This is a genomic window from Arthrobacter sp. G.S.26 (genome assembly GCF_050847375.1).
In the GTDB taxonomy this organism is placed as follows: Bacteria; Actinomycetota; Actinomycetes; order Actinomycetales; family Micrococcaceae; genus Arthrobacter.
On the sequence record NZ_CP193752.1, the window covers coordinates 3,927,474 to 3,939,399 of the forward strand.

At 68.1% G+C, this 11,926-nt stretch carries 10 protein-coding genes; 3 read left to right on the forward strand and 7 right to left on the reverse strand.

The window, feature by feature from the left end; all coding sequences use genetic code 11:
• Positions 1–4: 4 nt before the first annotated feature.
• From ACRB8A_RS18025 to ACRB8A_RS18055, 7 genes are read right to left on the reverse strand one after another with little or no spacing between them, the layout of a single operon-like run.
• Positions 5–1,393, reverse strand: coding sequence for an NtaA/DmoA family FMN-dependent monooxygenase (locus tag ACRB8A_RS18025; RefSeq protein ID WP_432245257.1), 1,389 nt, complete (start codon positions 1,391–1,393; stop codon positions 5–7).
• A 9-nt stretch (positions 1,394–1,402) separates the two neighbouring features.
• Complete coding sequence (locus ACRB8A_RS18030; protein ID WP_432245258.1) at positions 1,403–2,479, reverse strand: LLM class flavin-dependent oxidoreductase; 1,077 nt, start codon at positions 2,477–2,479, stop codon at positions 1,403–1,405.
• The gene (locus ACRB8A_RS18035) at positions 2,476–3,303 is read right to left on the reverse strand and encodes a DUF1684 domain-containing protein (RefSeq protein ID WP_432245259.1); all 828 of its coding nucleotides are present in this window, start codon (positions 3,301–3,303) and stop codon (positions 2,476–2,478) included. The genes ACRB8A_RS18030 and ACRB8A_RS18035 overlap by 4 nt, the downstream gene beginning before the upstream one ends.
• On the reverse strand, positions 3,287–4,417 hold the full coding sequence (locus tag ACRB8A_RS18040) for an LLM class flavin-dependent oxidoreductase (protein ID WP_432245260.1): 1,131 nt from the start codon (positions 4,415–4,417) through the stop codon (positions 3,287–3,289). Before ACRB8A_RS18040 ends, ACRB8A_RS18035 begins: the two co-directional genes overlap by 17 nt.
• Complete coding sequence (locus ACRB8A_RS18045; RefSeq protein ID WP_432245261.1) at positions 4,414–5,445, reverse strand: ABC transporter substrate-binding protein; 1,032 nt, start codon at positions 5,443–5,445, stop codon at positions 4,414–4,416. The genes ACRB8A_RS18040 and ACRB8A_RS18045 overlap by 4 nt, the downstream gene beginning before the upstream one ends.
• 10 nt (positions 5,446–5,455) lie before the next feature.
• The gene (locus ACRB8A_RS18050) at positions 5,456–6,265 is read right to left on the reverse strand and encodes an amino acid ABC transporter ATP-binding protein (RefSeq protein ID WP_050685296.1); all 810 of its coding nucleotides are present in this window, start codon (positions 6,263–6,265) and stop codon (positions 5,456–5,458) included.
• Positions 6,265–7,305 (reverse strand): amino acid ABC transporter permease, encoded by a 1,041-nt coding sequence (locus ACRB8A_RS18055; protein ID WP_050685297.1) that lies wholly within the window; start codon positions 7,303–7,305, stop codon positions 6,265–6,267. The genes ACRB8A_RS18050 and ACRB8A_RS18055 overlap by 1 nt, the downstream gene beginning before the upstream one ends.
• A 314-nt stretch (positions 7,306–7,619) precedes the next feature.
• Here ACRB8A_RS18055 and ACRB8A_RS18060 point away from each other — a divergent pair, with 314 nt between their 5' ends.
• From ACRB8A_RS18060 to ACRB8A_RS18070, 3 genes are read left to right on the forward strand one after another with little or no spacing between them, the layout of a single operon-like run.
• Positions 7,620–9,596 (forward strand): FAD/NAD(P)-binding protein, encoded by a 1,977-nt coding sequence (locus ACRB8A_RS18060; protein ID WP_432245262.1) that lies wholly within the window; start codon positions 7,620–7,622, stop codon positions 9,594–9,596.
• A 4-nt stretch (positions 9,597–9,600) separates the two neighbouring features.
• Positions 9,601–10,140 (forward strand): GNAT family N-acetyltransferase, encoded by a 540-nt coding sequence (locus ACRB8A_RS18065; protein WP_050685299.1) that lies wholly within the window; start codon positions 9,601–9,603, stop codon positions 10,138–10,140.
• Between the two features lie 45 nt (positions 10,141–10,185).
• Positions 10,186–11,916, forward strand: coding sequence for a helicase HerA-like domain-containing protein (locus ACRB8A_RS18070; protein WP_432245263.1), 1,731 nt, complete (start codon positions 10,186–10,188; stop codon positions 11,914–11,916).
• The last annotated feature ends 10 nt before the right edge of the window (positions 11,917–11,926 follow it).

The window sequence follows — 11,926 nt, forward strand, 5'->3', positions numbered from 1 at the left end:
CTGCTCACGCATGCCGGACCGGGCCGGTGGCGGTGACGGCATCGCCGGAACGGACAGGCGTCGCCAGGCCAAGGTTTTCCCGGAGCGTGGTGCCGCGGTACTCCGTGGGGTAGACGCCGCGTTCCTGCAGTTCCGGCACCAGGTGGTTGACGATGTCGTCCAGGCCCGTGGGGATGAGCCACGGCGAGATGTTGAAGCCGTCCACGGCCCCCACCCTGGCGAATTCCGCGAGGTGATCGGCCACGGCGGAGTAGGAGCCGGTAAATGTGGCGTCCATGCGGGAGGTCTTGGCGGAGACGAACTGCCGGATGGACAGGCCTTTGTCCTTCGCCTCGGCCCGCCACTGGTCCGCGAGCTGCCGGGCTTTGGCGCCGTGGAATCCGCTGCCCCGCGTCTCCGATGTCTCCTCCACCACGGGATCGATTTCGGGGAGCGGCCCGTCGGGGTCGTAGCCGGAGAGCTCCCGGCCCCAGAACTGTTCGAGGTAGGCAAGGGCCTGCTGCGGCCCGATCTGCAGGCTGCGGACCCACTCCTTCTTGGCCCGGGCCTCCTGGTCGGTGGCCGCGAGGATGAACTCGCTGGCCGGCATGATCTGGACGGCGTTGGCAGGACGGCCTGCCGCCAGTGTCCGGGCCACCAGGTCGGTGCGGAATTCAATGGCTTTCTCCAGCTTGGGGTGCGCGGAGAAGATCACGTCAGCCTGCCGGGCGGCGAAGTCCCGGCCTTCCGGGGAATCCCCGGCCTGGAACAGCACCGGGCGGTACTGGGCGCTGCGCGGAAGGCGGGGCGTGACGTCCACGGTGTAGTGCTGGCCCTCGTGGCGTACGTGGCGGGCCGGGCCGGCGGGGGTCTCCCACGAATCCCAGATCCGTTTGGCGGTCTCCACAAAGGCTTCCGCGTGCTTGTACCTGTCAGCGTGGTCAAGGTAACCGCCGCGGCGGAAATTCGCTCCGGTCCAGGCGTTATCGGTGGTAACGATGTTCCAGGCGGCCCGGCCGCCGGAAATCAGGTCGAGGCTGGCCAGCCGGTGTGCCAGGTCCGCGGGATCGTTGTAGGTGGTGTTCTGGGTGGCCACCAGGCCAATGTTGGTGGTGACGGCGGCGAGGGCAGCCAGGGCGGTCTGTGCGTCGGGGCGGCCCACCACGTCCAGGGCGTGCGGCCGGCCCAGGTGCTCGCGCAGGCGCAGCCCTTCGCCCAGGAAGAAGGCGGCGAACAGGCCGCGCTCTGCGGTCTGCACCAGCCGGCGGAAGGATTCGAAGTCCGTTTGCGAGCCGGATTCGGCGGCCTTCCAGATGGTGCCCGAGTTCACCCCCTGGAAAAAGATGCCGAACTGCAGGGTGCCCGAGGGCGTAAAAACGGTGGGATCGGATTTAGCACTGCTGTGCGAAGTCATGGTTTTTCCTTACTCTGCGGCGGCAATGGCGGTTGCGGCGGCGTCGGCGTAGCGGCTGGCGGGGCGGTCAAGGCCCAGCAGGTCCCGGAAGGTGGCATCCTGCAACGGTGCGCGCAGGGCGCCGCTGCGCCGCAGCTCCGGCAGGACCACGCGGGAGAGCTCGTCGAGTTCCACATCGAACGACGCCGGGTGGAGGCGGACGCCGTCGGCTTCCGCCAGGATCGGTGCCAGTAAAGCGGCAAGCCCGGCCGCGCTGCCCGTAAAGAGCGCACGGCCGCTGTCCGCCGGCGCGGGGCGATCTGCCGCTGCCAGCCCGCGTGAGTCCAGGACCACGTCAAGTTCGGCGATGATGGCCACCCCGGTGCGCAGCCGGCTGCGGGCATCCCGGACCTCTGCGGTCAACAGTTCGGGCGTGGGTGCGGTCACCAGGACCGCGTCCACTGCGGCGTCGTCCACCAGTCCGCTGCCCAGCAGGCCCAGCGGGGCGATGACCGGCAGCTGGCCCTGAAGCGGCCGCGGAATGATGGAAGGGCCCTTGATGGAATAGCCGGGGCCGGCCTCTTCCGGGGCGGTGAAGTCCACATAGTGGAGCTTGTCCACGTCGATGTAGCGGCCGGTGGCCACGTCGCGGATGACGGCGTCGTCCTCCCAGGAATCCCAGAGCCTGCGGGAAACCTCGATCGCAGCCGAAGCCTCTTTGGCCAGGCCTTCGCCCGTGACGCTGCGCCGGCCCACAGCTGCGGCGGCCGCCGGGGATTCGGTTGCCGTAGCAATCCAGCCGGCCCGGCCGCCCGAAACGTAGTCCAGGCTGGCCAGCTGGGTGGAGACGTGGAACGGTTCGGTGTACACGGTGTCCACTTCGGGAACCAAGGCGATGGACCGGGTCACGGGGCCGGCAAAGGCTGCGCGCTGCAGCGCGTTGGCACGGCCCGCTTCCGGGGCGTCCTTGAACGTGGCCACGTGGAAACCTGCGGATTCCACTGCCAGCACGGCGGCGGCGAGGGTGCCGGATCCGGCCCCGTCCCAGCCGGCGCCGTCGAGTTCGATGGCCAGGAAACCGGGGCGTGCTGTAGCTGCGGTGCTCACTGCTGGTCCTTCCGTTCGTAGGGTGTCTTTTCGCCGGCTTCGATGGCCACCGGAAGCCGGTTTTCGGCCGGCGGCAGCGGGCAGGTGGCAAGGTCGGTGTAGGCGCAGGGAAGGTTAACGGCGCGGTTGAAGTCGAGCTCCACCGATCCATCAGCGGCCGGAGCCACGGACACCGACCGGTTGGCGGCGTAGGTGGTCTTTCCGGAGGTCTGGTCCGTGAACAGCACCGTGAGGGATCCGGCCGTGTAACCGTTGAACGCGGTCAGCGACAGGTCCTGGCCTTCGAGCCGGAAACGCAGCTCGCCCGGGGCTTCGTAAACGTGCTGGATGCCCTCGACGGCGGCGCCAACGGTGGTGGTGCGCGGCGTTTCGAAGGGCACATACGTCGCGGGGACGGCAAAGGCCGCGTTCGGGGCGTAGGCAGGGGTCCCCTGGTAGGTGCCGAGCAGGGCGTTGTCCGGGTGCCGCGGCCGGACGATGTACAGCCCGCCGCGTTTAGCCAGTTCCACCACTGCGTTACCGGCTGCGAAGTTGATCCCGCCGCGTTCCGGAATGGGGCCAAAGGTGATGGTGGTGCCCGTTGCAGTATTGAGCTCCTGCCCGTCCTGCTCCAGGCTTTCGCCGGCCGCCAGGACCACCGTGACGGTGTCGGCATCCGCGCTCCAGGTGCCCGGTGCGCCGTCCAGCGGGGTGGGCGTGGCGTCAAGCCAATGCAGGTGGGTGACGGCGAGGAAGCCGTGCGGGGAGGCCCGGTGCTGTTCGTGGGCTGTGTGCCATTCTTCCCACTCAGCGGCGAACAGCGTCGTTTCAGCGTGCGTAGTCAAGGGTGCTCCTGGTCTGGATGGAAGTGGCTGGGACAGCAGGTTGGGGGCGCAGCCCGTACGGGTCTTCGGCCTCCCACAAGGTGGTGGGAGCGGCGGCCCGCACGGCGGGGATGACTTCAAGGGCGAACCGCTCCAGGATGTCCAGCTGCTGCCCGAAGGGAAGGGTGGTGGGAAGGGAAATGGATTGCAGGTCGTGGCCGTACAGCCCGTGGTAGCTCAGGATCTTGTCCACCACCTGTTCGGGGCTGCCCACCAGGGCCGGTCCTTCCGCCACCGCGTGGTTGATGTCCCGGAAGGGCGAGTTGTTGCCGGGGACGTTGCGGTTGCGGGTCAGCGCCTCGTACACAGGCCCGAACTGGCGGATGGCCTCCTGCGTGGTGTCCGCGATAAACACACCACCGGCGCCGCTGCCCGAGCCAACATACTGGTGTTTCGGGTCATGGCCGTGGCGCTCGTATTCGTCCCGGTAGTGCTGGATCAGCACATGGTAGTTTTCCCGCGGCTGGATGGCGTTCGCCGTGAACAGCGGGTCCCCCCACTTGGCGGCCAGGGCCGCCGATGTCAGCGTTGTGGCAGAGCCGTGCCAAATCCGGGGCGGGCCGTCAAACGGACGGGGCGTGGTGGTGGTGGGCTCGGTCAGGGGTGCCCGGAACCGGCCGGACCAGGTGAGGTTCTCCTCGCGCCACAGCCGGCGCAGCAGTTCATACTTTTCGGCCAGGAGCTCCCATTGGTGGTCCAGGTCCAGGCCGAAGAGCGGGTACTGGAGCACCTCATTGCCCTTGCCGATCACCAGTTCCAGCCGGCCGCGGCTGAGCTGGTCGATCGTGGCGTAGTCCTCGGCCACCCGGACCGGGTCCAGGACGGAAAGGACGGCGACACCGGTCTGCAGCCGGATCCGCTCCGTGACGGCAGCGATGGCCGCCAGCACCGTGGTGGGCGAGGAGGAGATGAACTCCCCCGCATGCCGCTCACCCACGGAGAACCCGTCGTAGCCCAGTTCCTCGGCCCGCTGTGCGGTCTGCACCACCTGGTTCAGCCGGTCCGCGGTGGAAACGATGTCCCCGGTGAGCGGGTTCTTCAGGTGCGGAATAATGTCCAGGACCTGGAACTTCATTTTGCGGCCCCGAAACTTTCCGCCGTGACCGTTGCCGACTCCGGCAGGGCTTCCTCGCTCAAACCCCAACGTTCCAGGACGTCCCCGTAGCTGCCGTCCTTGATGGCGGCGTTCAGCGCCTCGGTGATGACCGGGGCCAGGCCGTTGCCCCGGAGCGTGGTGGCTGCCACCAGGGTTTCTGCCGGCCAGCCGGCATTGACCTTGCCCACCACTTTGAGGTCGTCGCGGGTGTTTTCCCGGTACACGGTGGACGGGTAGGGGGCGATGTTCAGGTCCGTGCGGCCTGAGGACAGCGCCAGGATGGTATCGGCGTCGGACGAGTAGTACTGCAGCGTGGCCGGGGCCTTGCCCTTGTCCTCAAGTTCCTTGTTCCAGGCCAGCAGGATCTTTTCCTGGTTGGTGCCGGATCCCACGGAAACCTTCAGGCCGGAAATGTCGTCGGAGCCCTTGATGTCGTAGCTTGCGGATTTTTTGGCTTCGAACCCCATAAACGCGGCCCGGTAGGTGGCGAAGTCGAAGAGCTTCACCCGGTCCTTGTTGACGCCCACGTTGGAAAACACGGCTTCGAAGTCGCCCGACTGGGTTTTCAGCGGCCAGTTTTCCCAGGAGGTCACCTGGATGTCCAGGTCCAGGCCCAGCTTGTCCGCTACCAGCTGGGCGATGTCGATCTCCACGCCGATGGGCGTTTTGTCATCCGTGGCGTGGAACGTCAGCGGAATCGACCCTGCCGTGGTGGCGATGGTCAGCTTGCCGTCCTTGCCGATCAGGTCCGGCACCTTGGCGGCGAGCGCGGCGTCCTTCTCTGCCCGGATGCGCTGCTGGTCCGGCGAAGTGTTGTAGACCACTCCGTTGCGGGCCGCCGTCGGCTCCGCCGGGGCCGAGGCGTTTCCAGCGGCGGAGGCGCCGGGGTCGGCGCACGCGGACAAGGCTGCGGTGCCCAGGAGGACGACGGCGGGCAGGGCGGCAAGGGTGCGGACGCGGCGCGGGTGCCGGCGGCCGGCGCCGGGGAGAATGGAGGAGAAAGCCATGGTGGATCCTTTAGATGTTGAAGGCGGGTTCGAGGACCTTGGAGAAGAAGCTCCTGGTGCGCGGTTCGCGGGGGTTGGTGAAGAGTTCCTGGGGTGTGCCCTGTTCCACGATCTGGCCCTGGTCCATAAACACCACGGTGTCCGCGACGTCCCGGGCGAAGCCCATTTCGTGGGTGACGATGATCAGGGTGGTGCCGGACTTGGCCAGTTCACGGATGACGTCCAGCACTTCGTTGACCAGCTCGGGGTCTAGTGCGGACGTTGGCTCGTCGAACAGCAGGATCTTGGGGTCCAGGGCGAGTGCCCGGGCAATGGCCACGCGCTGCTGCTGGCCGCCGGAGAGCTGGCGGGGGTAGGCGTCGGCGCGGTCCTTGAGCCCTACGCGGTCCAGGAGTTCCAGGCCGCGGCGCCGTGCTTCCTCCTTGGTGCTTTTGGCTTTTCCGGGGCGCTGTGCCACCACCGGGGCTTCGGCGACGTTCTCGAGCGCCGTCAGGTGCGGGAAGAGGTTGAAGTTCTGGAACACCATGCCGATTTCGGTGCGCTGCTTCAGGATGTCCTTTTCCCGCAGCTCGTGCAGCCGTTCGCCGCGGACCTCGTAGCCCACCAGCTTTCCGTCGATCGAAATGTGGCCGCCGTCCATCTTTTCGAGGTGGTTGATGGTGCGCAGCAGCGTGGACTTTCCGGAGCCGGAGGGGCCCACAATGACTGCCACGCCGCCTGGTTCCACGGTGAGGCTGACACCTTTAAGGACTTCAGTGGTCCCGAAGGATTTCCTGACCCCGGTGATTTCCACCAGGCCGCGGGTTGGTGTTTCAGTCATCAGAGGCTCCTTGCCCGGTTGCTGTCCACGGCGTGGGTGGCGAAGAATTTGCGGGCCTTCTGCAACGGCGTCAGGGGCAGGTTGCGGACCGCTCCCTTGGAGTAGTGCCGTTCGATGTAGTACTGGAAGACGCTGAGCACCGAGGTGATCACCACGTACCAGAGCGTGGCCACCAGGAGCAGCGGGAGGACCTGCTGGGTGCGGTTGTAAATGACCTGGACGGTGTAGAAGAGCTCCGAGTAGGCCAGCACGTAGACGATCGAGGTGCCCTTGACCAGGCCGATGATCTCGTTGAAGGCGGTGGGCAGGATGGCGCGCATGGCCTGCGGCAGGACGATGCGGGTGGACCGCCGCCAGGCCGGGATGCCCAGCGCCGCAGCAGCCTCCAGCTGGCCCTGGTCCACGGAGAGGATGCCGCCGCGGATGATTTCCGCGGAGTAGGCAGCCTGGTTGAGTGTCAGGCCCAGGACGGCAGCGGCAAACTGGCTGATCAGGGTGGTGGTCTGGATTTCGAAGAACCGGACATCAGTGAACGGGATGCCCAGGCTGATCTTTTCGTACAGGTAGCCCAGGTTGTACCAGAGCAGCATCTGCACCAGCAGCGGGGTGGACCGGAAAATCCAGGAGAACGTCCAGGACACGGAGACCAGCAGCGGGGACGCGGAGAGCCGCATCAGCGCCAGGATGAAGCCCAGCACAAAGCCGAGCAGTCCGGAGATGGCGGTGAGCTTCAGCGTTTCCACCAGGCCGTTGATGACCGATTGCGCGGTGAACCACTGGGCCACCACGCCCCACTCCCAGCGGGGGTTGGTGGCCAGCGACCAGGCGATCGCCACCACGCCCAGCGCCACGGCCGCGGTGCCCACCCACCGCCACGGGTGTTTGGCCGCCACCACGCGGTAAGCGGAGTAATCGGCGGCCTGCCGCCCCGGGCCACCTGCCGGCGGCTGGCTCCCGGCACCGGCAGCAGCCGGCGCAGGTCCTGCGGACGGGTCCGCAGCCTGTTCCGGCTGCGCCACCCTTGTTGTTGCTGAACTCATGTGCCACCTCGCTTCTGGTCTGTGCCCGGAGCATCCGCCCTGGTCCGCGACGTTCTGCCGCGGTTGCTGGCTGCAAATCTAGGACCGCGCCGAGAGGCCCGGCAAGGCGGCAGGTTGCATTCCTTCACCTGGCTTCGCACGGCGTCATGAGTCCGTTTTTTGCCTTTCTTGACGCGGGATGACGCGGAGTTAACGGGCGTGAACAAGGCGCTCGACCGCCGTCGGGAACGCTGCCTACCATGGCACTCCGGCAGCCCCTTCAATGTCCGGGTCCCGCTGCCGCAACCCACCACCGCCTGCCACCAGGAGCCCCCATGCCAGCCACCATCCCGGCCATCGTCTTTATTGGCGGCGGGCCCCGTGCGGCAGGCGTCCTGGAGAGGCTGGCAGCCAACCGGCCGGAAGTTTTCGCCGGCCCCGTGAAGATCCACGTGGTGGAGCCGCATGTCCCAGGTTCGGGCCGGATCTGGCGCTACGACCAGGACCCGGGCCTGCTGCTGAACTCCATGGCCGCAGACATCACCATGTTTACCGACGACTCCGTAAGCTGCGACGGCCCGGCGCTGCCCGGGCCGTCGCTGGCGGAGTGGGCCGCCGGGATCCTGGCCGGCAGCATCACGGACGTCCCGGATTTTCCCCGCCCCCTCCAGGAGCAACTGCGCACCCTCACCGGCGCCACGTTCCCCACCCGCCGCCTGCAGAGCCAGTACCTTGAGTGGTTCTTCCGGAGGACCGCCAGGACCTTCGGCCGGAGCCTGACGGTGCACCGGACCACCGCGGAGGACATCACCGCCTCCGACGGCGGCGGCCACGACGTCACGCTGGCAAACGGCCGGGTCCTGCACGCCGACCTCCTGGTCACCGCGGTGGGCCACACCGATTCCCTGCCTGATGCCGCGTCCGAGGGGTGGCAGGACTTCGCCCGGCGCCACGGCGGGTTCCACGCCGCACCCAGCTACACCACCGACGTCGACTATTCGGCCATCGCACCGGGCCAGGACGTCATTGTGGCCGGCATGGGCCTGGCGTTTGTGGACCTCCTGGTCATCCTGATGGAAGGCCGCGGCGGCAGGTTTGAAGAAGCGGCCGACTTCGGGCTCCGCTACCTTCCGTCCGGACGGGAACCGCGGTTGTGGGCCGGGTCCCGACGCGGTGTTCCTTACCACTCGAAGATCTCCGCTGCCCTTGCCGGTGACGCGCCGGGTCCGTTGGAGTTCTTCACCGCGGACGCGGTGGCCGGGCTGCTGGAACAGCACGGGGAACTGGACTTCCGCAGCCACCTGTGGCCGCTGATCGCCAAGGAGGCCGGGTACGGCTATTACCGCGAGCTGCTGACAGGTGCACCCGGACGCGGCGCCCTGGCCTGGGACACGTTCGCAGTGAAGTACGCGGGCCTGGACTGGTACAGCGACGCCCGCCGGGACCTGGTGGCCGCCGCTGTACCCGATGCCGCGCTCCACCTTGACCTTGAACAGCTGGACCGCCCGTTTGAGGGACGCCTGTTCGAGGGCGCCGAGGATGTCCAGGCCGCCGTGGCCGGCTACATCGAGCATGACCTGGCCCTCCGCGACAGCCCGGACCATCCGGAAACCCTGGCGTTGTTCCTGGCCCTGCTGCGCGTCTACATGGAACTGGGCCGGGTGGTTCCCGCGGAGCGGCTCAATGCCCGGTCGCAGCAGACCGTCCACGGCTGGTGGCACGGGTTCTTCAGCTTTGTGGATTCCGGCCCGCCCCCGCACCGGCTCCGGCAGATGCTGGCTCTGCACCGCGCCGGGCTGCTGCAGTTCCTTGGCCCCGGCCTGGAAGTCTCAGCCGATGAAACAACCGGCGCCTTCCACGCCACGTCCCGGCAGTCCGGCGCGGGCATCAGCGCCACCGCCTTCATCGAGGCCCGGCTGCCGGCCACCTCGTTGGCCCGGACCCGCAACCCTGCCCTGGCCGCCCTGCACCGGACCGGGCTCGGCACCGAGCAGCAGCTGCTGACGGCGGACGGGATCCATTCCACCGGCAAGCTTCTGGTCAACGGGGACCTTCAGCTGGTGGGCGCCTGCGGCCAACCCCAGGCGGCGGTCTTCGGAATCGGGCCCGGCACCTCGGGCTGGGGCGCCGGCGCGTTTGCGCGGCCCTCGACCAACGCGGCACCGTTCCGGGAGAATGATGCCCTGGCCCGGCGGATCCTCGCCGCAGCGCAATCGCTCGCAGCAGCATCCGCCGCCGCTTCGGCGACCGCACCAACGCAGTATCCGCAACCAACCCGTCATCCCCAACCAGCCGCCGTCGGAAAGAACTGAAACCATGACTGCCGAACCCACTGTGGCGCACCGCCCCCTCGACCCGGCCTCGCTGGCCGTCCTGAGCCTGCCCATGGATGACCCCAGGGTCCGCCCGCTCCTGGACGAGCTCGCCGTCGAATACGGCACCCGCTACAACGACCTCTTCGGCGACCGGGAGGTGGCCGACGAACTGAACCGGTACCCGGCAGCCGAGTTCGCCGCCCCCGGCGGGGCGCTGCTGATCATCCAGGAAAACGGCGAATCCATCGCCGGCGGCGCGTTCCGCCGCTACGACGCCACCACCGCTGAGTTCAAGCGGATCTGGACCGCCACCGGGCACCGGCGCCGCGGCCTGGGCCGGCTGGTCCTGGCCGAACTGGAGGCCGTGGCCGCCCAGGCCGGGTACACCGCCGTGTACCTCACCACCGGACCGAGGCAGCCCGAAGCCAAGCACCTGTACCTCAGCACCGGCTACCAGGCGCAGTTCGACCTTGACGCTGATCCCGAGACCATTGGCGCGCTGGCCTTCACCAAGGAACTTCCCCCGGTTCCACAGCCCTGAGACGCACGCCACCACAAAGGGCCCTGCCGCCGCTAAGCTAACGCCATGGCCATCAAAACCACAGCAGAGAAGCTCGCCACCATCCAGAAGGGCTACACCCTGGAAGGCGCCACCATCGAGCTGGGGGCCGCCATCATCGACGGCGAACTCCACAAGGATGCGCCGGTGCGGCTGCCGCTGGCCATGATGAACCGGCACGGGCTGGTGGCCGGCGCCACCGGTACCGGCAAGACCGTCACCCTGCACATGATGGCCGAGCAGCTGTCCACGGCGGGTGTGCCGGTCTTCCTGGCCGACATCAAAGGCGACCTCTCCGGCCTTGCCACCGCGGCGCCGGGCAGCGAAAAACTGGCAGCCCGCACGGACAGCATCGGGCAGGCCTGGCAGGGCAAGTCGTATCCCGTGGAGTTCCTGGCCCTGGGCGGCGACGGGGTGGGGGTTCCTGTCCGGGCCACCATCACCTCGTTCGGGCCCATCCTGCTGTCCCGCATCATGGAGCTCAACGACACCCAGGAATCCAGCCTGCAGCTGGTCTTCTACTTCGCAGACAAAAACAACCTGGAACTGATCGACCTGAAGGACCTCCGCGCCGTTATCCAGTTCCTGACCTCCGATGAGGGCAAGGAGCAGCTGGCGGAGCTCGGCGGCCTCTCCAAAGCCACCGCCGGCGTCATCCTGCGCGAGCTGGTCAACCTCGAGGCCCAGGGGCTGGAGAAGTTCTTCGGCGAGCCGGAGTTCGACACCGCCGAGCTGCTGCGCACCGCCCCGGACGGGCGCGGGGTGATCAGCTGCCTGGAGCTGCCCACCCTGCAGGACAGGCCCATGCTGTTTTCCACGTTCCTGATGTGGCTGCTGGCCGACCTGTTCGAGGACCTGCCCGAAGCCGGCGACCTGGACAAACCCAAACTGGTCTTCTTCCTGGACGAGGCGCACCTGCTGTTCAACGGCGCCTCCAAAGCCTTCCTGTCTGCCATCACCACCACCGTCCGGCTCATCCGGTCCAAGGGCGTGGGGATCTTCTTTGTCACCCAAACCCCCAAGGATGTGCCTGCGGAAGTGCTGGGCCAGTTGGCCAACCGGGTCCAGCACGCGCTGCGCGCGTTCACCCCCGAGGATGCCAAGGCCCTGAAAGCCACCGTCTCCACCTTCCCGGTCAGCGACTACGACCTCGAGGAGACCCTCACCTCCGCCGGCATCGGCGAAGCCGTCATCACCGTGATGAACGACAGGGGCGCGCCCACCCCCGTGGCCCTCACCCGGCTGCGTGCCCCCGAATCCGTGATGGGACCCAGCGACCCTGCCCTGGTCCAGGAAAGCGTTGGCGCGTCGGCCCTGCTGGCCAAGTACGGCACTGCCGTGGACAACCACTCCGCGTACGAGAAACTGACGGGCAAGTCGGCCGCCACCACCGCCACCGGCCCGGCCGCTCCCGGCCAGCCCCCGCTGCCCGCAGGCGCACCCAACCAGGATGGGCAGGGCACCGGCGGGCCTGCCGATCTCGACGCCGAGGCCCGCCGGATCGAGGAAGAAATCCTGGGCCGGCCCAGCAGCAGGCCCGCCCCCACATCACCGGCGCCCGCCGAACAGCCCCGGGCGCAGGCGCCACGCCGGGCCCCGCAACAGAACGCCGGCGGCGGGATGATGGGCGATCTCGGCGGGCTGCTGGGCGGGGCCCTGGGCGGCGGCATTAAAAGCATGGCCAGGTCCGTGGGCACCCAGCTGGGCCGGGAACTCCTGCGCGGCGTGTTCGGCACGTCCTCCCGGCGCCGCCGCTGAGCCAGCACCG